Annotated in this window: 22 protein-coding genes and 1 pseudogene; 5 read left to right on the top strand and 18 right to left on the bottom strand. The window is 41.3% G+C overall.

Going from position 1 to position 24,339, the window contains the following annotated elements; all coding sequences use genetic code 11:
• Positions 1-6: 6 nt before the first annotated feature.
• The 11 genes from UP17_RS23770 to UP17_RS23820 form a co-directional block, all read right to left on the bottom strand.
• Positions 7-585 (bottom strand): DUF6470 family protein, encoded by a 579-nt coding sequence (locus UP17_RS23770; RefSeq protein ID WP_061465598.1) that lies wholly within the window; start codon positions 583-585, stop codon positions 7-9.
• Positions 586-630: 45 nt separating this feature from the next.
• On the bottom strand, positions 631-1,509 hold the full coding sequence (gene flgL, locus UP17_RS23775) for a flagellar hook-associated protein FlgL (RefSeq protein WP_061465599.1): 879 nt from the start codon (positions 1,507-1,509) through the stop codon (positions 631-633).
• Positions 1,510-1,524: 15 nt separating this feature from the next.
• Complete coding sequence (gene flgK, locus UP17_RS23780; protein ID WP_061465600.1) at positions 1,525-3,084, bottom strand: flagellar hook-associated protein FlgK; 1,560 nt, start codon at positions 3,082-3,084, stop codon at positions 1,525-1,527.
• Positions 3,085-3,114: 30 nt separating this feature from the next.
• A complete protein-coding gene (locus tag UP17_RS23785) occupies positions 3,115-3,603 on the bottom strand; it encodes a flagellar protein FlgN (RefSeq protein ID WP_061465601.1) in 489 nt (162 codons plus the stop codon).
• A 68-nt stretch (positions 3,604-3,671) separates the two neighbouring features.
• The gene (gene flgM, locus UP17_RS23790; protein ID WP_061465602.1) at positions 3,672-3,935 is read right to left on the bottom strand and encodes a flagellar biosynthesis anti-sigma factor FlgM; all 264 of its coding nucleotides are present in this window, start codon (positions 3,933-3,935) and stop codon (positions 3,672-3,674) included.
• Between the two features lie 224 nt (positions 3,936-4,159).
• Positions 4,160-4,579 carry a TIGR03826 family flagellar region protein gene (locus tag UP17_RS23795; protein WP_061465603.1) on the bottom strand — a complete coding sequence of 140 codons (420 nt, stop codon included), beginning with the start codon at positions 4,577-4,579 and terminating at the stop codon, positions 4,160-4,162.
• Positions 4,580-4,677: 98 nt separating this feature from the next.
• A complete protein-coding gene (locus tag UP17_RS23800) occupies positions 4,678-5,370 on the bottom strand; it encodes a ComFC family protein (RefSeq protein WP_061465604.1) in 693 nt (230 codons plus the stop codon).
• Complete coding sequence (locus tag UP17_RS23805; RefSeq protein WP_250211728.1) at positions 5,348-6,694, bottom strand: ATP-dependent helicase ComFA; 1,347 nt, start codon at positions 6,692-6,694, stop codon at positions 5,348-5,350. Before UP17_RS23805 ends, UP17_RS23800 begins: the two co-directional genes overlap by 23 nt.
• Before the next feature lie 188 nt (positions 6,695-6,882).
• On the bottom strand, positions 6,883-7,725 hold the full coding sequence (locus UP17_RS23810; RefSeq protein ID WP_061465605.1) for a DegV family protein: 843 nt from the start codon (positions 7,723-7,725) through the stop codon (positions 6,883-6,885).
• Positions 7,726-7,920: 195 nt separating this feature from the next.
• Positions 7,921-8,604 (bottom strand): response regulator, encoded by a 684-nt coding sequence (locus UP17_RS23815; RefSeq protein ID WP_061465606.1) that lies wholly within the window; start codon positions 8,602-8,604, stop codon positions 7,921-7,923.
• A 32-nt stretch (positions 8,605-8,636) separates the two neighbouring features.
• A complete protein-coding gene (locus UP17_RS23820; protein ID WP_061465607.1) occupies positions 8,637-9,779 on the bottom strand; it encodes a sensor histidine kinase in 1,143 nt (380 codons plus the stop codon).
• Between the two features lie 628 nt (positions 9,780-10,407).
• Here UP17_RS23820 and UP17_RS23825 point away from each other — a divergent pair.
• Both UP17_RS23825 and UP17_RS23830 read left to right on the top strand, forming a co-directional pair.
• The gene (locus UP17_RS23825) at positions 10,408-11,043 is read left to right on the top strand and encodes a YigZ family protein (RefSeq protein WP_061465608.1); all 636 of its coding nucleotides are present in this window, start codon (positions 10,408-10,410) and stop codon (positions 11,041-11,043) included.
• 176 nt (positions 11,044-11,219) lie between these two features.
• Positions 11,220-12,242 carry an LCP family protein gene (locus tag UP17_RS23830; protein WP_061465609.1) on the top strand — a complete coding sequence of 341 codons (1,023 nt, stop codon included), beginning with the start codon at positions 11,220-11,222 and terminating at the stop codon, positions 12,240-12,242.
• A gap of 189 nt (positions 12,243-12,431) precedes the next feature.
• Here UP17_RS23830 and UP17_RS23835 read toward each other — a convergent pair whose 3' ends face one another.
• The 3 genes from UP17_RS23835 to UP17_RS23845 all read right to left on the bottom strand — a co-directional run bounded on the left by UP17_RS23835 (position 12,432) and on the right by UP17_RS23845 (position 15,423).
• The gene (locus UP17_RS23835) at positions 12,432-13,481 is read right to left on the bottom strand and encodes a glycosyltransferase family 4 protein (protein WP_061465610.1); all 1,050 of its coding nucleotides are present in this window, start codon (positions 13,479-13,481) and stop codon (positions 12,432-12,434) included.
• A gap of 76 nt (positions 13,482-13,557) precedes the next feature.
• A complete protein-coding gene (locus UP17_RS23840) occupies positions 13,558-14,661 on the bottom strand; it encodes a glycosyltransferase family 4 protein (protein ID WP_061465611.1) in 1,104 nt (367 codons plus the stop codon).
• 18 nt (positions 14,662-14,679) lie between these two features.
• Positions 14,680-15,423 (bottom strand): WecB/TagA/CpsF family glycosyltransferase, encoded by a 744-nt coding sequence (locus tag UP17_RS23845; protein ID WP_061465612.1) that lies wholly within the window; start codon positions 15,421-15,423, stop codon positions 14,680-14,682.
• 111 nt (positions 15,424-15,534) lie between these two features.
• Between UP17_RS23845 and UP17_RS23850 the strand changes: the two genes are divergently transcribed.
• From UP17_RS23850 to UP17_RS23860, 3 genes are read left to right on the top strand one after another with little or no spacing between them, the layout of a single operon-like run.
• Complete coding sequence (locus UP17_RS23850) at positions 15,535-16,965, top strand: O-antigen ligase family protein (protein ID WP_061465613.1); 1,431 nt, start codon at positions 15,535-15,537, stop codon at positions 16,963-16,965.
• 4 nt (positions 16,966-16,969) lie between these two features.
• A complete protein-coding gene (gene murJ, locus UP17_RS23855; RefSeq protein WP_061465614.1) occupies positions 16,970-18,493 on the top strand; it encodes a murein biosynthesis integral membrane protein MurJ in 1,524 nt (507 codons plus the stop codon).
• A gap of 24 nt (positions 18,494-18,517) precedes the next feature.
• The gene (locus UP17_RS23860) at positions 18,518-19,684 is read left to right on the top strand and encodes a glycosyltransferase family 4 protein (RefSeq protein WP_061465615.1); all 1,167 of its coding nucleotides are present in this window, start codon (positions 18,518-18,520) and stop codon (positions 19,682-19,684) included.
• A gap of 37 nt (positions 19,685-19,721) precedes the next feature.
• Here the strand turns inward: UP17_RS23860 and tagH are convergent, their stop codons facing one another.
• From tagH to UP17_RS23880, 4 genes and pseudogenes are all read right to left on the bottom strand, one after another.
• Positions 19,722-20,519 carry a teichoic acids export ABC transporter ATP-binding subunit TagH gene (gene tagH / locus UP17_RS23865; RefSeq protein WP_061465616.1) on the bottom strand — a complete coding sequence of 266 codons (798 nt, stop codon included), beginning with the start codon at positions 20,517-20,519 and terminating at the stop codon, positions 19,722-19,724.
• A 17-nt stretch (positions 20,520-20,536) separates the two neighbouring features.
• Positions 20,537-21,334 (bottom strand): ABC transporter permease, encoded by a 798-nt coding sequence (locus UP17_RS23870; protein WP_061465617.1) that lies wholly within the window; start codon positions 21,332-21,334, stop codon positions 20,537-20,539.
• A gap of 3 nt (positions 21,335-21,337) precedes the next feature.
• Positions 21,338-22,498: pseudogene (locus tag UP17_RS23875) on the bottom strand (CDP-glycerol glycerophosphotransferase family protein); the annotation flags it as partial.
• Positions 22,499-22,781: 283 nt separating this feature from the next.
• Positions 22,782-24,320, bottom strand: coding sequence for a glycosyltransferase family 2 protein (locus tag UP17_RS23880; protein ID WP_061465618.1), 1,539 nt, complete (start codon positions 24,318-24,320; stop codon positions 22,782-22,784).
• Positions 24,321-24,339 lie beyond the last annotated feature (19 nt).

The following is a 24,339-nucleotide window of genomic DNA, read 5'->3' on the forward strand; positions in this document are numbered from 1 at the left end:
ATTGTTTCACTCACCTATCTCATCCGGAAATAAATTGATGAAATCTATATCCAGCGCATTTTTTTGTAGAATTTCCACATCTGCACTCCCTGGTGTGTATGTATGGTTCGGTCTATTGATTCGAGCATCAATGATCGGTTTTTGAGCGGTTGCTTCAATCTCCACCTGGGCCGGCTGATAGTCAAGCTTCACGCTGAAATGAGAGGGAATCCACCCAAGATTGAATTGCTTCTCCGGCGCTTTGCTGTTTTGCCTGGCCTGTTCAGCGAGTGCATTACCGCCTTTTTCAATATGCCTTAGCTCCGTCCCCTGCTGAGCACGTCTTGCCATACCAGCCAGCCAATCTTGATATCCCTGCCGGGCAAATTCCTCCACTCGCTTGGAAAGGCTTTTTAAATCCATATCTTCCCTGGCTTGTGACTGGTCGATCGTCAGCTTGCCTGGGGCCGTTCGGATTTCCAGGATTGCCTGCGGCTGTTCGATAGATTGGTCCGCTTCCTTCTGTTCGATTTGCTGTACAGGCTGTTCTATATTCAATCCAATCTTCATTGAGGTGGATTGCAATCTAATTTGTGGAATCTGCATCATCAACACTCCTTAAGAGAAAAAAGCTATCCTTTTAAGAATAGCTTAGCGAAGAAAATCCAATAAACTCGGTTGCATGATTTTTGCACCGATACTTAATGCAGCACTATGGATACTTTCCTGGGTCGTCAAATCCATGATTGCTTTTTCGATATCGACATCCTCATTTTTCGAAAGGATTTCAGTAGCAAAGACCTCCTGCTGTTTGAGGCGGTCAGTCATCAGCTCAATCCGATTCTGCCTTGCGCCAACCTGTGCTTGCATGCCTAAGAAAGTATTTATGGTTGCGTCAAGTCCTGCCAGCGTGCCACTCACGTCACCACCGTTTTCAAGTGCGTCGATTGTTTGGTCAATGCTTCCCCCAGCGGCAAGCGCATCACCAAAAATCTTCGAACCGTCCGTATTGATTTTCAGGGAAATCCCGGAAAACACTTCAAGGTTTATGTCTCCTGTGCCATACACCGTATTCCCATTCCCATCTTTAACGGAAGACGGTCTCACATTTGTATCCTGGCCGTTGAAAATATATTTCCCGCCTATCTGTGTGTCGCCAAGAGTTATGAGATGTTCTTTTAATTGCTTTATTTCCTCAGCAACATTTTTCAGTTGTTCGCCTTCATATGTACCATTGCTGGCCTGAACCGTCAACTCACGTATCCGCTGCATGGCGGAAACAGCTTCAGAAATGGCATCATCCGTGCTGTCGATCCAATTTGTCGCCTCGGCAATGTTGCTCTGATACTGCCCTATTTGATTGAGGTTTGTCCGGTACCCCATTCCCATCATGGCAGCGACAGGGTTATCGGATGGTTTGGAGAATTTCTTTTGAGAGGAAACCTGCTCTTGCAGCTTGGCCATCTTCTCGTAACTGCTGCTTAAATTGCTTAACAAATTATTGGTTAGCATCGATTGCGTTACCCGCATGTTCGTTCACTCCCATTATCGGCCTACAGTGCCCATTCCGTTTATGATTTTATCGAGCATTTCGTCCATCATCGTCATCATTCTTGCAGAAGCATTGTATGCTTGCTGGAATCTGATCATATCGGTCATCTCTTCATCCAAGGATACAGAACTGACAGAGTCTCTATTTTGGTTAACGGATGTAGCAAGCACGACAGAATTGGAAAGGTTTTTTTGGGCGCTTTGAGAATCCACACCCAGTTTTCCGATGATTCCGGAATAATATGTGTCGAAACTTCCCGTCAATTCCTTTGAATTTTGGTCTTTAGTCGAGTACTCACTAAACGCTTTCTTCTTCAGGTCAGCCAGGAGTTTGGCATTTTCATTATCCCCGGATGCCCCTCCGCTTTTAGCGCCTGCGGCAATTTTCGAGGGATCCTTTACGATTTCACTATTCACCTTGATGCTTTGGGCAGCGCTCTTACCTGGTTCTATTTCAAAGAAGTCCAATGTTGAAGCATCGCTATCACCTAGTGCATATCCTTGTTTGTGGATGGCATTAAACTCGTTCACAAAAGCCGTCGTCATATTATCCAGCTTTTTTAGCATATCAGGATACGCTCCCCCGATCGTACCATCATCCTTTTTATAACCAAAATTGTTGATCAAACCGGATAGTTCCCCCGAGAATTTGTAATCCGTCATTGTTTTTGAACCGAACTTCACCCCGTCTACCATACCTGTCGTTTTATCATAGCTAACTTCAACTTTCGAAGTTCCCACCATCCCAGTTTGGTTAACACTTACTAGATTGATAGGCGGCACATAAGACGAACCTTCTTCTTGCATCAATTCGATGTTGTATAGCCCTGCAGCTACATCGCTGGATCTTCCGTAATCCGTCGGAATGACGTTATTCACTTTTATGCTGACAAGCTGCGAAAGTTGGTCTACAAGTACATCACGTTTATCATAAAGGTCATTTGGAATATATCCATGCGGCTCCACTTTACTGATTTGTTGATTGAGTTGATCAATGCTGCTAATGAGCGGATTGATTTCGTTCGCTTTGACGTTTATCTGATCACCGATATCCGTTTGAACGCTCGTTAGCGATTTGTAGTAATAGTTAAGGGTATCCGCGACCATGACGCCCGTTGAGGCAACGACTTCACGGGCCCCGGAGTTTTCCGTATTGGCCGTCAGCCCTTGCAGCGAATTCCAGAACTTCTCCATCGTGGCAGCTAATCCGCTGTCGGTTGGTTCATTCATGATCCCTTCCATTTTAGACAATGATTCGCTCATGGCCCCGCAAAAACCGATTTTATTACTTTGTGTCCTGAATTGTGCGTCCAGGAAACTATCCCGGATCCGCTGAACCGTTTCTGCCGCCACCCCTGTCCCGATTTGGCCAGCTACGCGCGGGCTGTTCAATCCGACAGTTGGAAAGCCAGACGTCTGTACCAGGTTGACCCGCTGCCTTGAATATCCTAATGTATTGGCATTGGCCACATTATTCCCTGTCGTGTACAAGGCTCCTTGAGAGGTGGATAATCCGCGCTTTGCCGTCTCAAGACCCATAAAGGTTGAAATCATTTGCTCAAACCTCCATCTTTTTTCTGTTTCTTAAGCTTTTGAATCAAACATTGCCATGACGCTTTTTACCGGCTTTTTAACCGAATCCCCATAATTCAAGTTCTGATTCTGCGGTCTCAGCATATCCAAAGAGACATTGATGAATTGAAGGGATTGATAGATTAATTGCTGATTTAAACCGTTCCGCTCTTTCAGCTTAGTCACTTCATCAATCAATTCCGCTTTTAGCCGTTCAATGATTTCCGTTTCAACTGGTCCTGTCAGTTCCGTTATGGCATGGATGGAGGCCTTCTTTCCCACGGTTCCATTTACTGCAAGAAATTCCTTGACTGCCCCGTCTCTCTCTCTATCGGTTTGACTGATTGCTTTAATATGCTTTTGTTCCTGAATCAGCAGGGCAGTAATTGCCTCGGTATCACTTGCTTTCAAAATGGCCGTTTTTCTTATCGCTAATTGATTGAAGCTTTTATGAAGCTTGATCAATTTTTCAAGCGATTCGATGATGTTCCGTGCAGACATTTTGCTGCCTCCTCCGCTCATAAATGAAGGACGGAAACTGGTCCCGTCCACTTCATTCAAACTTTAGTTCATTTCCGGTAAAAATCGATGAGGCCTTTAGCCGTTGCCTGGGCATTCAATTTATAATTTCCGTTTTCAACTTGGATTTTCAGTTCGTCCACCTTTGCTTGTCTAGCAGCAGGAATCGGAGATGATTGCTGCATTTCTTTTGCCGCTGAAGAAATTTCAACTTTATCCGAGGCATTGACCTTAGACTCTTTGATATTCCCCGTTTTATTGGCTTGAAGATTATACGGGTTAACACCTGTCATACCGATGTTATTGATTTTCATATTCCAGATCCTCTCCTTCGGTCGATTTTTTTAATCCCATAACAATATTATTCTTCAGCAGACCATGAGAATGCTCTGGACTGTGTTATTCACCCTATTGTTATTATCGACTAAGAATCGATTTCTTTTATTGTTTCCTGTAATCTTTCCTTCGACAACCATTGTCGAATATTGTTCTCAATATCGGATATTTTAACAAATCATGCATGCTTTCGCCATGATATCTACCCTTTTTGATCATCCTTCATGTAGTACGTATTTTTTTTATCATTTCCTTTAATTTCAGTTTGGCGCCTTTCCTCACTTTCAAATGCCTGCAAATCCGTAACGAGGGAATCGCTGCACTTGCCGCATAACCTTCCGATCTTGATGTGAGTGCCGCACTTTTCACAAGGAATTCCTAGATTGGGAAACTGGGAAATCCTTAGCTTTCCTGTTTTCACAAATTTAATGATTAAAGTTTCTTCAACGCCAGTTTCCTTAACCACTTGCCTCATGGACGCCGTTCTATTTATTTTCTTGCGGATATAGGCATACACTTTATCATATTGGGCTTCTTCTTCTTTATAACAGGCATCGCATAGATCACGGAATTTCGTCATAACGAATAACGAATTACAGTTTGGACAGTTGAATATTCCCATTGAGTTTCCCTCCCTCACCATCACAACGATTATTCTAATTACTGTTTATATCGAATAATACCAGCGATACTTTAGGACGTTTATTAAAATTAGCTGTTTCACCTAGCCAGGGTGATGGATGATACCTCTCTGGCCCCAGCCGTTTTTAATGCCTTGGCTGCATGCCTGAGCGTTGTGCCTGTAGTGTAAATGTCATCGATGATCAAAATTGATTTATGCTCCAGCAAATCCGTTTGTATGACCTGAAAAACCTGGGGTAATGACATTCTCTCTTGACGTGACTTTTTTGACTGTTTTTCCGTATGGATCCTTGTTAAGATCTCGGCAGTGTGAAGTCCAAGAAGTACTGCCAAAGCCTGCCCCTGGTTGAATCCCCGCTCCCTAAGCCGTTCATCACTAAGCGGGATGGCCGTTACCAGGTCAAACTCCATGTCCTTTAACCTGTCTTTCAAAAAAGGTACGAATACCTCAGCTAATGCATAGTCCCCTCGGTATTTATATTTAGCAATAATATCTTTTAAGTCTTCATTATAATGAAATAGCGATATGTTCTTCGACAAATAGCCGGACCATTCCCTATTCCTTTCCCACCTTGAACAATCCAGACAGATGTCACCAGTACTGTAATTCCTGCCCAGCTCCCTTGAGCATATTGTACATGTTTCCCCGGTTATCCTATTAAGTTTCCCCTCACACTCTTCGCAAATTACCTTTGACTCAGCCCTCACCAATAGGCTCCTCCATGTCAATGCTCCCTTCATTCCTTCATCACAAACTAGGCATCTCTTCATCCAGCAGCCCCCTTTTCATGGCATCTTTATTCATCATTTGTATATGGTGAACCGTCTCAACCATCGCTTTACTTTTACCGTAATGAAAAAAACTGATCGTCCCGGCAGGGTTAGCAACGCTTCTCCCTACCCGGCCGGCAATCTGGACGAGGGCACTATCTGAAAACACTTTATGTTCAGCACCAATCACGGCTACTTCCAGCCGTTCAATTGTCACGCCGCGTTCCAGGATGGTCGTGGTCAATAATCCAGGGACCATTCCATTCCTTAATGCCATTACTCTTTCTTTTCGGTCAGGGTGCCGTGAGTGGACAATCGATAATTTAGGGGACAGCATTTGAAACAGCGGAAGTGCCTGCTCCATCACTTGAATGCTTGGGAAAAACAATAGGAAGGGGATATTCTGCTCAAGTCGTTCACATACCCATCCTTTGATTACGGGAGGAATCTTTTTTTGATGAAATTGTTTTTGCCAGTTGCCGCTCCATTTCATTTCAGGGACAGGGATTGGCTGACGATGATAGCGGGCTGGGATTATAACGGCTTTCAATTTGCCGCTTCGATATAGTCGCTGCATTCGTTTCGAAGGTGTGGCGGTCAAGTAGATGGTTGCGGCAGAAAACTTTTTTGATTTATTAACTGCATAATGCAGCGAATCATCAATTGAGTAGGGAAACGCATCGACTTCATCAACAATGATGACATCGAAGGCTTCAATAAAACGGAATAGCTGATGGGTCGTAGAAACAGTTAGTGGCGCAAACGCATGTCGATCTGTACTGCCGGCGTAGAGCGCCGTGACTTCAATGGCAGGAAAGGCTTTTTTTAACCTTGGTGAGAGTTCGAGAACGACATCGGTCCGCGGTGTTGCCAAACAAATTCGCTTCCCAGCAAGCAAGGCTGCCTCAATCGCTGCAAATAGGACCTCCGTCTTACCGGCACCACATACAGCCCATACAAGGAATTCACCTTTTCCGTTTACCGCCTCGACGACACAGTCAGAGGCATATTGTTGACCTGCAGATAAAGTGCCTTCCCAACTCAGCACATTGTCAGGTATCTCAAACTGAAAACCCGGACCGGTCCACCTATATAACTTTGCACATTCACTGACTCTTCCCATCATGATGCATGAACGGCAGTAAGTACAATCCTGATTGCAAATCTTGCATGGGAACGTATAAAACAAAGCTTGATCTTTGTTACCGCAGCGCACACAGTTAAACAGGCCATTACTGGACTGCACTCCGTAAGTTTCCGAGACATACCCATTCTTGAGATGCCCTGCGATGAGTTCCTGGGAGAAGGGGATTTCGAAAGCCAAAAGGTGCCTTCCCGTGAGATGGTGCTGAAGTTCCGGAGAAAAAAAGGGAGGGATGACCATATTTTCCAAACTGTAACCTTCTTTCTTAATAAACTATACTCCCCCATATCATTCGCTTTTTACTCTCAGATCCCTTTTTGCTCATAAAAAAAACGCCTTCCTCTTTTTCGAAGGAAAGACGTCCCAGCTTATATTTTATACCAGCCCATCCCCATCGAGCCTTCGCCCAGATGCGTTCCGATTACTGGACCGAAGTAGCTGATATCGAACTCGACATTAGGGAATCGTGCTTCGAGTTCGGTTTTCCAGTCTTTAGCTTCACTTTCTCGCTTTGCATGAATAATGACAGCTTTATACTTCTCTCCACTTGCCGCGTCTTCTCCAAGTAAATCGGCAATTCGTTTCATCGCTTTTTTTCTAGTACGGATTTTTTCAAATGGGACGATGATTTTATCAACAAAATGGAGGACCGGCTTTACTTGAAGCAGACTGCCAATCAATGCTTTGGCACTGCTTAAGCGTCCACCGCGCTGTAGGTGGGATAGGTCATCTGCCATGAAGTATGCCCTGACCGATGGTTTCATTTCTTCGAGCCTGGCCATGATCTCTCCTGCAGCTTTACCATCAAGTGCCATCTTAGCCGCCTCGATCACGTAAAACCCCTGGACCATGCAGCTGACTTCCGAATCAAAGGCATGTACCCTAACCCCCTCGACCATTTCACCTGCCGATACCGCTCCTTGATACGTACCACTGATACCACTCGACAAATGTATCGAAATAACATCATCATATTCTCTTTGCAGCTCCTCGAACTTTTCGACAAACTGTCCGATTGGGGGCTGAGAAGTGGTCGGCAATTTCTCCTGCCTCTTTACTTCCTCATAAAATTCATCCGCAGCAATGTCCACTTCTTCCCGGTAAGCTTCATTGGAAAAAATGACATTAAGCGGCATCATATGTATATGTAAACGTTCACGAATTTCCTTAGGTATATATGCAGTGCTATCTGTTACGACTGCGGTTTTCATAAATAATACCATCCTTATAAAAATTTACTCTGTATCTTATTCACCATTCTATCTGAAATTGCCTTTATTTGCATTAACTAGCTTTCTTCATTACCGGAAATATGTAAAAATTAGTAAAATTGAGCCATCAAAAAAAGCCCGGACCTTCAGCACGCATTGCGGAAACTGAAGAGCCGGACTTATCGAATACTATAATTACTTCACTTCTACCCAGCCATTTTTAATGGCAAGGACAACCGCTTGTGTACGGTCATTCACATTCATCTTTTGAAGAATGTTACTCACATGGTTCTTGACTGTTTTTTCACTGATATATAGGGTTTCACCGATGGCACGGTTGCTTTTTCCGTCAGCAAGAAGTTGAAGTACTTCACATTCGCGTCGAGTCAATAGGTGCAGCGGCCTCCTGATTTCTATTGCATGTACGGAATCACGATCAGCACCCTCTTCGGCTGCCAAACGGCGATATTCTTTAACTAAATTATGGGTAACCTTCGGATGAAGGTATGAGCCGCCTTCAGCGACTACACGAACAGCATCAATCAACGCATCTGCGTCCATTTCCTTCAACAGGTAACCTTGTGCTCCCGTTTTCAATGCGTGCTGTACGTAGTTTTCATCATCATGAATGGAAAGGATGATTACTTTTGTTTCAGGGTAACGGTTCACGAGCATTTTTGTTGCTTCGACCCCATTCATATTCGGCATGTTGATATCCATGATAACAACATCCGGTTTATGTGTTTCAACGAGATCCATAGCTTCGCTTCCGTCATCGCCCTCGGCAACAACATCAAAGGATGATTCAAAATCTAATATACGCTTTACGCCTTCGCGGAAAAGCTGATGGTCATCGATAATGATGATACTAGTCTTCAACGGCTTCTTCCTCCTAGTTTCTATTCTAAAATTTATAAATGATAGGGAATCTGTATAAACACCAAAGTGCCCGCCCCTGGTTGTGAATCGATCGTCATTTCACCTTCTAGCAGCTCGACTCTTTCCCTCATGCCTACCAGGCCAAATGAACCTTCTTTTTGGATCGAAGAGTCAAACCCTTTTCCATCATCCTTGACGACGACGGTCACCATCTCTTTGGAAATGGACAGTTTAACTTGAACCTGTTTTGGCTCTGCATGCTTCAATGAATTTTGTACAGCCTCCTGAACCAGCCTGAATAAAGCGACCTCCATATCGGAAGGAAGCCTTTTGACCTGCCCAAGGTTGACGAAATTCAAATGCACGCCAGTATTATAGTCTTCGGTCGTTTGCAGGTACTTTCTGAGGGTAGGTACAAGGCCTAGATCATCAAGTGCCATAGGGCGAAGATCATAGATGATTCTGCGCACTTCATATAAAGCATTCCTTACCATGACCTTTAAACTGCGGATTTCAACCAGCGCTTCATCAGGACCTCTCTCGCGTTGCACTCGCTCTATCAGATCAGAACGCATCATGACGTTCGCCAGCATTTGAGCCGGACCATCATGAATTTCACGTGAGAGCTTTTTACGTTCCTGCTCCTGGGCTTCGATTATTTTCAAGCCGAAGTCCTGTTTGCGTTTCGCTTCTTGGAGGGCTTCCCCTACAAATTTAAGATCCTGCATCAAATAATTCTGTACAACCGATATTTGCGAGACGAGATGCACCGCTTTATCGATCGTCTGCTGTAAACCTCTTAACCTTAATTCAAGTTCATCCCGGCGATTACGGAGCTCTTTCTCCAATTGCCTGTTTATTTGTAAATCGACTTGCAGCTTATGTGCCCTTTCATAAGCATCGCGTACCTGTTCTTCAGAAAAATGGTTGAAGTGCATACTGACTTCGGAAAGCCTTTTTCGAGCAAACCTGGCCTTTGAGTCCAGTGCATCGCTGTCGGTTATCACAATGGCGACCCTAATTTTCACATCGTCGAGCTCTTTTGTTAATGATTCAAAGTCGTTTCGGCATTGTTCGCCGATATCAAAGACTTCATCCTTACTTTCACTAACAGTGCTCACCATTGTTTCTAAGATCTTGTCCAATGCTTTAGCATCAACCTTTTTTATGGACATTAAGATCCCCTCCACTTAAATCAAAAGACTTAAACAATTTCTTGTCTTAAAGACTATGTATATGGAAAAAAGTTCTTTTTCCTTTTTCATGAATGGCTAATTTTCAGGAAACTTTTGTATAAAGTAACCTTCATGAACATATTGTACCAAAAAAATAATAATAATACGTTATTTTCCTTATTTGATTTTCACAAAATGTGCAATAACTTTCCATCTCATATTATCGGCTATTAGGGATCATGTAATAGTCACCCATCAAAGGCAGAAAGCCATTTCTATTATCCCAATACAAATTATCCTTTTCTATCAAATGGGATATTCCGCTCCATTGATTATCATATGAAACAGATGCATTTAGTAAATGGCAAAATCCTTGAAATGAGAGGACACGTTAAGGACAAGGCAAGATAATGGCACAGAACTCATGTTTTTCCTACATTGTTATTCTTTTAAGCATATATGATCAGCTAATAATAATAGCAGGCAATAGAATTAATTATAACACGTACAGCTTTTTCTTATATTAAAGTTTCTTTACACATATGGCATGAAATAGAATCGTCATTGCCACTTTTTCCGCAAAGCCTTATAATGAATCAACTAATAGGAAGTACGAAGGTGGAATAGTATGCTCACTCAATATTTAACGGTGACAGGACGCGGCGAACATGAAATCGTCATTGAAAAATCCCGTTTTATTTCCCACATCGCCAGGGTCGAAACCGAAGAAGCCGCACAGGCCTTTATCCAGGAAATCAAGAAAAAGCATAAAGATGCAACACATAATTGTTCAGCCTATATGATAGGGGAACAAAATCAAATCCAAAAAGCCCTTGACGATGGAGAACCTAGCGGTACAGCAGGCGTCCCTATCCTTGAAGTTCTAAAGAAAAAAGAACTGAAAGACACCGCCGTTGTCGTCACACGGTATTTTGGTGGCATCAAACTTGGTGCAGGAGGTCTCATTCGCGCTTACAGTAAAGCGACTTCAGAAGGAATAAATGCCACTGGTGTAGTCATTAGAAACTTAATGCGGGTCATTTCGACAACCGTCGACTATACCTGGCTTGGAAAATTGGAAAATGAACTGCGATCTTCGATTTATCAAATAAAGGAAATCAAGTACCTTGAACAGGTCGATATCCAAGTATATGTTGAAGAAAAACAAAAAGAGGCATATACCGCCTGGATGACAGAGCTGACAAATGGTCAAGGCCAAATTACAGAAGGCGAAATGCTTTATTTGGAACAGGAATTCGCTTGATTTTCTCCTGCATATTTTTCCTTTTTTTTGCTGTAATATAATTGAAAAGAAATATATATTTTACGAAGTTATTAAATCATTGTAAAATTAAGATTAATATATGACGAAATATATTGTAGGATTCGAAAAATGGCGATTTATGTCTGATGTTCGCTATTTAAAAGGAGAAGAAAAAGATGTCTACTACTAGGCGTGTCTATAAAGTTAAAAAAACAAAGAAAAAAAGGCGGAAGAGGCTTTGGTTATTGCTTGTTCCCCTACTGGTACTTGGTCTAGGGGCCACTACGTATGCTGCAACTATATATTTGAAAGCCCAGGATGTTTTCAAGAATTCCTATGACCCGGTTGAAGCTTCAGCCAAGCGGAGTGAAGCGGTAGATCCCCTTAAAGATAATTTCTCGATTCTTTTCATAGGGATCGATGATAGTGATAAACGTGACTATAAAGGACACTCACGTTCGGATGCTTTAATCTTGGCCACATTCAATAAAGATCAGAAATCCATTAAACTTTTAAGCATCCCCCGTGATTCTTATGTGTACGTTCCAGCCAAAGGCGTAACCACGAAAATCAACGCAGCCCATGCTGCAGGTGGACCAAAAGCAACGATGGACACAGTTGAGGAGCTACTCGATATCCCTGTCGATTATTATGTCCGCATGAACTTCAATGCTTTCATCGATGTCGTGGATTCATTGGATGGAATCAAAGTCGACGTACCTTATGAAATAAATGAACTGGATTCACATGACAAGAAGAATGGCATCCATCTTGAAAAAGGATTACAGACCGTTGATGGTGAAGAAGCATTAGCCTTTGCAAGGACACGTAAAAAGGACAGTGATATCCAACGTGGTGAGCGTCAACAGGAAGTCCTTAAAGCCATCGTCGCCAAAGCAGCTTCTGCTGGGTCCATAACGAAATATACAGACGTAATGGAAGCTGTCGGTGACAATATGACGACGAACCTACAATTCTCACAAATTAAGGGTTTCATAAAATATGTGACTACCGATAAGGGACTTAATCTTGAAACCCTCAAACTTGAAGGTCGGGATTCTTACATTAACGGAACCTATTATTATCAACTTAACGATACATCAGTAGCGAACACTAAGCAGATACTTCGATCCCACTTGAACCTGGGACCAAAAGAAGGCAATCAAACAGAGGCTGTTCAATCACAAATACAAAAATAAAGTGAAACCCCCACTCTTCATGATAGTGGGGGTTTCCTTTTTCATGAATCATCCGGCTCACTTCTGAAATTCCTACTCCACTTCCCAAGTCAACAGGGTTAACTGATAGAAGAAAAAAGCCTCCAACCGTTTATAGTAACGTTTGGAGGCTTTTCACTTATTCAAATCTATTAATCTATTTGCAAAGCATCATGGCTTGTTTTTAAAGTTGAGCATCTTCAGCAATGGCTGATAGTTTGAATTGACCAAACCAATTTTCTCCACAAAAATCTCTATGATCAGCAGGAGTCCGGTAACAAGGATCAAAGCTCCCCACATCGTTGCAAATGAAAAGATTATCGCCGCTAAGCCGAAGCAAGCAGCTAAAGCGTAAATGAGCAAGACAGTCTGCTTATGAGTGAATCCCAAGTTTATCAAACAGTGATGCAAATGGGATTTATCAGCAGCCGAGATCGGCTGTTTATTGACGAGCCTGCGGATAATCGCGAAAAATGTATCCGAAATGGGAACACCCAAGATGATGATCGGTACGATCAAGGAAATCATCGTAACGTTTTTAAATCCTAGCAGGGACAGGACAGCAATGATGTAACCTAAGAATAAGGCACCTGTATCTCCCATGAAAATCTTTGCCGGATGAAAGTTATATTTCAAAAAGCCAAGAGTGCTTCCAATCACGATCAATGCAACCATGGCAACGAATAGATCCCCTTTAATAAGGGCCATTGTTGCAATTGTCACTAATGCGATTGTCGAGACACCGCCTGCAAGACCATCCAGTCCATCTATCAGGTTGATTGCATTAATGATGCTGACAATCCACAAAATGGTGATCGGAATACTTAAAACACCAAATTCAAGTGTATCGGTAAAGAACGGCAAATTGATGAATTCCACTTGAAGACCGCCCCATAATACGATAATGAGGGCAGCCAAAATCTGGCCCAGGAATTTGGGTGCAGCTCTTAATTCAAAAATATCATCAGCCATTCCAATTAATATGATGACAAGAGCACCTACTAGAAGAGGCAATTGCTCCCACAAGTCATTCGTAAAAATTAAGAATGTAATGGAAAAACTCAAAAATATAGCTAAACCGCCCATGCGCGGCATAATTTTACTATGCACTTTTCGCTCACTCGGTTTATCGGTAGCTCCTAATTTAAAGGCCAACTTTCCGACAAAAGGAGTCAAAAAAATGGATAATAAAAAGGCTACCAACAAGGCCCCTATTAACATCAAGAACCACCTCAATTCAACTAAAAATCTAATACCCGTAACGATCTATAAGAAAACCTATATATAAATGCTTATTTTAATTTTTCATCCTCAAATAAACATTATATACGTTTTTGGCTAAAATCTCTATAGAAAAGTTGTTTTTTGCAAATTTTTGTAAATCCGACCCTATCTTTGTCAGGTCCCCGGATTTTTTTAATTCTAAAGCATTGCAGATCGCCAAGTTCAGTTGATCGACATTTCCTATATCTGTAATCCAGCCCTTTCCCCCATCCGGAATCAATTCCTTTACACCGCCAACATCACTAGTGATAGCCGGAAGACCGGACCTTGCTCCTTCAAGTAAAACCAGTGGAAAGCTTTCGCTTAAGGAAGTCAATAACGTGACGTCCCCCATTGGGTAGATTCTTTCTAAATCTTCACGATACCCCAAAAAGAACACGTGATCGGATAATCCCTTTTCCGAGACAATCTCTTCCAGAGCAGTTCTCCTGCTCCCGTCCCCTAAAAGCAACAGTTTTACATGGGGGAATTTCGATACCACTTCACTTAATGCCGCTAAGGCAAATTCGTGACCTTTCACCGGTTCAAGCCTTGCAGGCATGATGATGATGAAATCATCTGCCCCAAACCCAAAATCATCTCTTTGAAAGGGGAAAGGCAATTCCTTTTCAAAGTCGATTCCATTTAGGATCTTTGTTATTTTGGACGAATCGATTCCTTGGTCAATCAAGCCTTGCTTAAAGCGATCGGAAACTGCCAGTATATGATCTGCATATTTAAATGACTTTAGATGAAGTCCCGTAAACAATTTTCCTTTTACCCCCTGACCCAAAAAGTCATGATGAGGTGAACTGTGAACAGTAAGGAGCCAAGGGCGTTTAATGAAGCGCTTTAAAAAGGCACCATATATATTCGCCCGCGGTCCATGGGTATGGATGATATCTATATTATTAAGACGGATAAAGTCCCGTAAAGGTTTCAAAATTGAAAGGTCAAATTTGGAATGTTGCTTGAAAAGTTCGGTCTGTATCCCGGAAGACAGGGCCCGCCGGTAAAGTTCACCATCTTCAAATACACCAAGCAAGCACTCCTCTTTATTCAATTGGTTCAGTAAGGACATAATATGAAACATACCGCCGCCAGTTTCATTGCCAGCGTTTAAGTGCAAGATTCTCATCCATTCCACTCCTTATGTTCAGGAACGCTGTACCGTTTTCCTTAACCGTCTAACCTTGAATACGAATCTTGGCAAAGCAAGCATCCGTTTCCACCGTGAAGGTTGCTGGATCAGTCGGTACAACCATTCAAGACGCATCTTCTGCCAGAAAACCGGGGCGCGGTTCACCTTTCCTGCAAGTACATCAAAGCTTCCCCCAACTCCCATGAAGATTCCTTTTTTAAATAGCGGATAATGCCTGGAAACCCACTTTTCCTGCCTAGGAAACCCTAATGCAGTCAAAATGATGTCAGGTTCAAGTTCCGCTATGGACTTGGCCAGGCTATCGTCCTTAATATCGATATAACCATGGTTATATCCCACCAACTCGAGGCCAGGGTATAGCTCTTTTACTTTAAGGGCCGCTGTTTCAATAATGTGTTCCTCCGCTCCAAGCAGATATACCTTCAGCGCTTTTTCATCAGCGACACGAAATAATTCATTCATCAAGTCGAATCCTGTAATCCGCTCTTGTAAAGGTTGATTTAGCCATTTAGAGGCCATAATAATACCAATGCCATCCGGAGTGATGTAATCAGCCGACATAATGATGTCCTTATAATCCTGATGTTCATTTGCATACTCAACTATTTCTGGATTTGCCGTAACGACAAACGTTTTTTCCTGATTCATTAATCTTGGATAGATCATTCCATTCATGAATTCATCCATATTGCTATCGATGAATGGTATGGATAGTATCTCAACAAACTTTTCTGTCATTTCACTTCAGCCTTTCATATGTACTATACATCTAAAGGGTGGGGTATTATTCAAGAAATTTTTTCATACACATCAAAGAACGTGATTTTCGATTCAAAGGTGGTTAATCAATTGAAATTTATAGAAAAACAATCGTTATTCATTCTAATCATGTGCCTGCTCGTCCCATTAGCAGTGCCTTACCCTATCACCGGTTACATAGCAACGGTGTTAATGCTCGTTTTTATCGGTATAAATAAAAAAAACCTGTTATTAATTCTATTCATTTACTTCCCTGCCCGTCCCTTATTGATGGAACTGAATAGCGGCTTAACCTATACAGGTGATCTGATCATCCTCACCTTATTCATTTCTTTGCTTATGGAAAATTTCAAAAAGTACGAATGGCAAATTTCTAAATATCATTTTACTGTGCCATTTTGGTTGTTTTGTTTAGTTGGTGCAGTAGCTGGACTCCTAAACGGAGTGGGTATCTTCCCCATCCTATTCGAACTCCGGGCATTGCTTGTTACATTCTTGCTTCTTTACATTATCGGTGAATTAAATCTAGAAAGAAAGGATATCTTTCGCTTTTTGAAGGTAATCCTAATATTTACAATCTTTCTTTGCCTGCATGGCATATTGGAGAAAATCTTTTCGCGTACGATCCTGCTGCCCCACGAATGGGAAATGTGGAATCTTTCTCCAACTAACCGGATGAGGATTTATGGAGCACCTGCCAACCCTAATGTATTTGCCTTATTCTTAAGCATTCAGTTATTCCTTAGTTTCTTTCTATTTCAGTCGCTGAAAAAATATAAACCCTTCGTCTTCCTAGCGTCCATCTTACTTTCTGGTACGTTACTGCTCACCTATTCACGGGGTACGATGATTGCATTCGGCTTCGCGGCGCTCGTGTTTATAATTTGGACTAGAAATATATCATTTCTCAAATATGCTGTAGGCGCATTCGGTCTCGGCCTGCTTCTGATTTATTACCCTGTTCTATTCGCTTCAAGTAAAGTGGAGGTATCCGCATCGGTTCCCATGGAAAATATGGAAATTGGCAGCACTCCCACTTCCGAACACGAACATGCCCTTTCCAATCGATTTTCTGAAATGTTCTCTAATACGACTCTTCATCAAAGTACAGAATGGGGCCGGTTATATGTCCTAATCAAGGGACTTGAAATTTTCAAAGATCATCCCATAACTGGCACAGGGCTAGCAACCTTCGGAGATTCTGCCACCCTTTCCTTTTCCTCACCAATCTATCAGGAATACAAAATTGGTGAAAGGATGTATACCGATAATCAATATATCCAAATTCTTGTTCAAACTGGGGTGCTTGGTTTTCTCGCGGTACTTGCATTCATTCTTTTTACCTACCGTAAAATCATTAAATCGAGAAATGGCACTTTAGCGGTATTTACTATCTGCCTGATGTTAGCAGCATTGCTAGCAGGACTTTTTTACAATATTCTAGAAGATAAAACGTTTACACTATTTTTTTATAGTTGTTTAGGTTTCTGTTTACAAAAGGACATCATTTTAAAGGATTGAAAATATGCCTACTATTTCACATGTAATTAAATCGGTCGGGCTAGTCACTATTATTGCAGCCATTGGAAAAGTCCTCGGATTCGGGCGGGAATCGATCATTGCCGCCTATTTCGGTGCATCGTCAATGGCAGATGTTTTTTTCGTGGCAAGCCTCATACCAACCATTTTATTTACGGCCCTCGGCAGCGGTCTTCAGGCAGGCGTCATTCCCATTTACTTGGAAAAGAAGGCGAATAACCCTTTGAAAGCTGATGAATTCATCAGTGTTTTAGGTTCCTTTTTTATGTTGGTAGCCGGATTCATGACCATTGCCTGCATGATTTTCACAAAGCCGCTCGTCATAATGGTAGCCCCCGGTTTCTCTGATTCGGAACTTGCTCTGACGGAGTCCCTGACCCGGATCATGCTGCCAAGTTTACTATTTTTCACACTTTCATACATGGCGACGGGAGTCCTGAATGCGAATAAGCGTTTTATTCTTCCAGCACTCACTTCGACTGCACAAAACACGGTCATTATAGCAGCCACCGTTTTGTTCGCTGCTCCCTTTGGGGTTGAAGGGCTGGCTTGGGGATTTGTGTTCGGTGCGGCCAGTCAGTTCCTTATTCAATACCCATCATTGAAGAGATTCGGAATCCGGCCCATCGTCTCTTTCCTGCCTCATAAAAGGCAGATCGTTCAAACACTGTACACCTTTTACCCGATTATCATCGCCGCTTTGGCGATCCAATTGAATAGTGTCGTCGATCGGATCATTGCCACCTCGCTCGAAACCGGAAGCGTATCAGCTCTGAACTATGCGAATCGGCTGTTGTGGCTGCCATTAAGCATTGTCCTCACGCCGTTGATTACCGTATTGTATCCTACAATCGTCGAGCGGGCACTTATAGGCTATCAATCTTTCCTTAATTTGACCTTAAAAGGGCTGAAGTCACTTTTATTTTTAGCCATTCCTTTCATGATCGTCATGTTAATCAGCGGCAACAGCTTAATCACTCTGGCTTTCCAACGCGGGGCTTTCGATGCTTCAGCCACCGAAACGACCTATAATGCATTTACCTTTTATTCAGCTTGCCTCCCATTCTTTGCATTAAGGGATTATTTGATGAACGCCTTCTATGCCTTAAAGAAAACAAAAGTGGCCATGTATTCCTGCCTGTTCGCCGTATTGCTTAATGTCCTGCTCAGCTGGGTCCTATCACGTTATCTTGGTGTCGGCGGAATTGCCTTAGCCACAGGGATATCCATGCTCCTGCAATCTCTCTACTTATTCGGCTTCCTATGGTTAAAGACAGAAAGAACGGACAAGGCCGCTTTCAGGGATGTTTTTCAGGAAAGCGGCAAGCTGATCATCATCGGAACCATCATATTCGGACTTGCGCTCTGGGTCCATCCGCTTACCGAAACGTTCCCCATCATTATGGAATTAGTGATCATATCGCTTTTGGTATTCGGATTATATTTCGCATTAGCCATGCTTTTTAAAGTAAGCAGCCTGCAAGCAATGAAAAGGATAAGATCAAAGTAATAAATTAGAAGAAGGAGTGCCATTATGAACATATTAATCACGACGATTTTCAACTACCCTCATGAAGGAGGGCTATCAAGTCATATCACTACGTTAAAAAAGGGGTTAATGTCACGGGGCCATAATGTGGACATATTATCTTTCTCTCAATTGCCCCCTTTCAAGAGGAAGATACTCGCCCAAGCTCCCGGTTTTTTATTGAATAAAGTAAAACAAGGGAGCGGTCAGCTTTTCAATGACAAACAGCGCCAAAAATTATTGGCTTCATCAATTAAAAGCTTGAAAAAGAACTATGATGTCATTAATGCCCAAGACATTTTCGCAACGCTTGCTTCCATTGAATCCGGGATTCCAACGGTACAAACTGTCCATGGGTATTATTCATTCGAAGCAGTCAGCAGGGGCGCCCTCCTTCCGGACAGTGAAGAAGATTTAATCATTCGGGAGCTTGAAAGAAAAGCCTATCAGTCTGCTGCAAAAGTTGTGACGGTCGATCAAAGGATCAAAGACTATATAAATCATTTGGCACATATAGAGGCGGAAACGATCAAGAACTTCATTGACGTGTCAGCTTTCAAACCGGAAACGGAAAAGCGGAAGCAAACCCGTCAGGATTTTCAAATCCCCCTACATAAAAAGATGCTTTTCGTCCCTAGAAGAATGACGGAAAAGAACGGTGTAATCTACCCGCTCCTTGCTCTGCCGGAGGTGCTGGAAAACCATCCTGAAACGGTATTGGTCTATGCGGGTACAGGAGAACAGCGAACCCGGCTTGAGGAAGCGGCAGAACGGCTCAAATTATCCGATTCCGTACTTTTCTTAGGTTCAGTGCCTTTCGAGAAAATGCATAGCCTCTATGAAGCATCGGATATCGTACTCATCCCAAGTGTTCATTCCCACGGGGTGGAAGAGGCCACCTCCATATCTGCATTAGAAGCGATGAGTTGCCGCTCACCCGTCATTGCAAGTGCAATCGGGGGTTTAAAGGAGATTCTCATTGATGGTGAAGATGGTCTGTTAGTTGAGGAAAAAAATATAGAAGCACTTGCACAAGCGATCTCTATTCTGCTTAATGACACTAAATATGCAACAATGTTAGCTACGAAAGCAAGATATAAAATGGAAAGCGAATACTCCCACCTTACAGCTGCCGAGCGGTTTGAGAAAACTTATGATGAAGTGCTTAACTAAAAAAAGCAGACCCGATGGCCGGGTCTGCTTTTCACTATCATACCAGTGTAGAACTACGTCTTTTCATTTGTTCTTCACGGTACTTTTTCTGTTCTTTTTTAGACATGGCGTTATATTCTTTTAAGAATGCTTCATATTGCGGCATTACTTCGTTCATGGCACCGTATGCTTTTAACTCTCCATACTCAAGCCATAAAGCCTTTTGGCAAAACTTCTTCATCTGACCGATTGAATGGCTGACAAAGAACATCGTTTTGCCTTTTTCCTTAAATTCGTTCATTTTCTCCAAACACTTTTCAGCAAAGTTTTTATCCCCGACCGATAAGGCTTCATCAATAATCAGGATATCTGGATCAATATGCACGGAAATGGAAAAACCAAGCCTGGACTTCATACCGCTTGAGTAGGATTTCACCGGTTGGTCAATGAACTTGCCAAGCTCTGAAAACTCAATGATCTCAGGCTCAAGTTCTTTGATTTTATTTTTATCGAATCCGAGCATAAGCATTTTCAGCTCAATGTTTTCTCTGCCCGTCAACTGATTATTCAGGCCCGATGAAACGGCAATCAAAGCCGTTTTCCCGTTAGTTTGGACATTTCCATCCGTAGGCGGGATAATACCTGCAATAATATTGGACAATGTGGATTTCCCGGATCCGTTGACCCCGACAAATCCTATTACATCGCCCTTTTCCGCTTCAAAACTTACATTTCTCAGAGCAAAGTACTCTTCCCCATAGCTTTTAGGTAAAAGGAGATCCAATAATTTTTCCGAGTTTTTATTATATAATTTATACTTTTTCGTTATATCTTTGACAATTACCGATTTTTCCAACTTTTCTCACTTCCAGTTTACTTAAAGTCAACAAAGCGATCTCTAAACCTAACATGCAGCGAGGAACCTATCAAAAAGAAGACGATTACGACTGCCCAGAAATATAGCGTATATTCCCAATTCACTATTAGGTACCATGATTCCCCCAATAACGAAGCTCGATACCCATCCACAATATAATATAGAGGATTCAGCTTCATGATATTAACGATTACTGGATGGTCTTTAGCATCTAATACCCAAAGGATTGGTGTTAAATAAAACAAGACTTTCATTAATGACACGATCATATTGTGAAAATCACGAATAATGGTTGATAAGGTTGACGAGATTAAGCCAAATGAAAATAACAGCGCAACCGTCGCGACAACATAATATGGCAGTTGTATGATGTAAACTGTAGGGAGGTATCCAGTAAAACCTAATAGTATGATAATGACCCCCAGCAGCACAAGATGCTGATACAACTTAGCAAAAATGACATACGAAGGAATGACACTCATCGGAAAGCTCATCTTGGATACCATATTCAGTCGGGAAAAGACGGATTTGGACGTTTGGGTTATTGAAGGATTCACAAAAAACCAGACAACGATCCCTGCCATCAGCCATGGAAGGAAATGTTCACCGCGATTTAAGATTATAAATCCGAATACAAACCAATAAATCGCAATCTGTATCATCGGATTGATGATTTCCCATAGGATTCCCAGATAGTTATTACTGTTGGCACTTTTCACCTCATAAACAGATAAACGCCTTACCAAATAAAAATTATTGATTTGTTCTTTTAAAACGGTCAAAGCTGAACTCATATATTACACAGACCTTCCTAAAAACACTTTTTCTACGACACGGCGTGAAGCCTGGCCATCCTCGAGGGCACAAAACCGTTCGTGAAAGTGATTGAACTCATTGTTATTTTCAAATTTGATCGCACTGATACTATCAATGACCGCATCAGATGTTTTTACTAACATACCTGGCGCATTCTTTTCAAAATCAAAGTAAAACCCGCGAAGCTTGTCCCTGTAATTTTCAATATCATATACATAGAAAAGCATCGGCCGCTTTAAATTTGCGTAATCAAAGAATACGGATGAATAGTCGGTTATTAATAAATCCGAAATAAGATACAAATGACCAATATCTTCGTAATTGGATAAATTGTAGGCGAATCCTTGATAAGCTGTTAAATCCAAGTTCTCAGAAACCAAATAATGAAGACGGAGCAAAATGACATACTCATCCCCCAGCTCCTGTTTCATTCGATTCAAATCCAGTTTTATTTCAAATTTATATTTTCCCTTGCTATAAAACTCATCATCCCTCCAAGTAGGGGCGTATAAAATGATCCTTTTCTCTAATGGTATACCCAACTTCTGTTTCAATGAGTCGATTGTATCACGATTATTCCCATTGTAAAGTATATCATTGCGCGGATAACCAGTTTCGAGAATTTTAGAAGTATCGACATTGAAGGCACGGGCAAAAATTTCACTTGAATAAGCATTCGGTGAAATTAAATAATCCCACTTACTTGATTCGGCATGGAAATTTTCTTTATATTTATCCGTCGTTGTTCCAGGCATGTGTACTTCATTCATATCTGCCGCAAGTTTCTTTAATGGCGTCCCATGCCACGTTTGCAAGTAGATTGTGTGCTTCGGCTTCGGAATCCAAAGCGGGAGCCTGCTGTTCGTTACCCAATAACGGGCCCTGGTCATTTTAAGCAGCCAATTGAATGAAAAACGATTGAGATACGGAATGCCTGCCTCTTTGAAATGAGCACTATATCTTTTATCTACGCTCCAATACATTTTATATTCAGGATGGTGACTCTGCAAGTATTCATAAATCGCTCGTGGATTACAGCTATACTGCTTTCCTAAAAAACTCTCAAATATTACAAGCTTATGATCCACTGGCAATACTTGCCCTACCATTGCAAAAGCCATTTTATATCCTCTTAAAATAATTGCTTTAGCCCCATTTTTAAATAGCGATAGAAAGGAAGGTCTCTTTGAGGTTTGTATTTTTTCATTTGACATATCTGATCTCCCTTTTTATTAATTAGTAATAATTGAATAATGATTATAATTAATCGTGGAGCACTGTCTTTCTTTGTATTATCAGCCTATTAACACAATCCCCATAACCTACTACATACAATCATCATCAAACTTCTTCTCAAATATATCAAATTAAAAATAAGCTCGCCCAATAAAAAGGGAGAGCTTATTTTTGGTGTACCTCTAACAGCTACTCCAAAGACTTTATGGCTAGTCCCAAATTATTTGCCACTGTTGTATAAAACTCCACATTTTTGTTATTATACGCCATCTTATTTTTCAGGATTCTTTTAATATTCACCAATTGATAATCATTGTATCGAATGAACACTGTAAATAATGACTTTTCCATTCGGTCAATTTCATCTAATGAAACAGTAAAATGACCTCTATTACCTTCTATTCGAACTTCACAGTTGATTTCATTGTCCATTCTTTTTCTATCACGTATTAATACAGACTCTATGTTGTTTATATCATCACCATAAATCTCAAAACTCTGGTGGTAGACATTATCGATAACATAAGAATCTATTGCACGAGCAAGCATCGGTATCCTTACGAAGCGATAATCACCTTCCAGAAATGGAAGTTCATAATACGGCAAACAATCTTTAATAAGATATTTTTTATTAGCATCTCGCTTTAACCATTCAAATAACCTTACGAAATCATCAATACGATCCGCCATGAATAATTCAATGGCAAATTTATAGATAGGGACTTTAAATTCATTCTTAAAGTCATATGACAGGTTTTTCGTTGTTTCGACAGCATCCCTTAATACTTCTATAAAATCTTCTTTTTTCTTGGATTTCACAAAAATTTGACTGTCGAACGTTTTTACAATATCGTACTCATAAATCCGGTTAAGGGCCACTCTTTTCAGTTCAATGGCTATATCCTTGGATTGAATATACCTTATTATTTCGACATCCGCTTTTCTTTTATCTAACACATTCGTAACACGTGTTAAAGAATTTGGATTTTCTGAAGTTCTGTTGACATAATAAATAGGTTTTTTAGTAGTTGAAACTGCTCTGACTTTAAAGAAAACATCAGTAAAAAACCATTTATCTTCACCGAATTTCATATTTGGAAAACCAATTTCATTTTCTTTAACCATAGACAAATTCATCATTCTGGCAGTTGGACCCATATGATAAAAAAAGTGCGGAACATCCAATGGGGTAATGCTTCTTCTTTCTTTAATAGAAGCAAACTCACCAATAACAGTCTCTGACTCAGATTCGACTTTTACCGTTTTGCCCACTACATAATCATCACCTGTTTCCTCCAGGATGTTATAGAGGCTTTCCAGTCCATCAGGAGCAAGCCAGTCATCTGCGTCTAAAAAAGTTATATATTTAGATGTTCCCAGTTCTATTCCAATGTTTCTGGGGGTCCCAGGTGACCCATTATTTTCCTGAAGGGAAACTAAACATATATTTTTATATCTAGCTGCATACTCCTGAATAATTTTAACGGTATCATCAGTCGAACAATCATCTATAATTATATATTCAATCTGATCTATACCTATGGATTGATTTATTACTGATTCAATCGTTTTTCTAATGAATTTTTCAGCATTAAAAGCAGCAGTAACTACAGTGACTTTTTTAACTTTTCCTAAAAATTTATTTCTTAAGCTTGAAGGATTATTTTTTATTTGAATATTGCTGCTCTTTAAAAGTTCCCTCGCCTTTTGACGCACCAAAAAATTCATACGATTCCTCTCCTTTATG

It is taken from the genome of Peribacillus simplex (assembly GCF_001578185.1).
Lineage (GTDB): Bacteria > Bacillota > Bacilli > Bacillales > DSM-1321 > Peribacillus > Peribacillus simplex_A.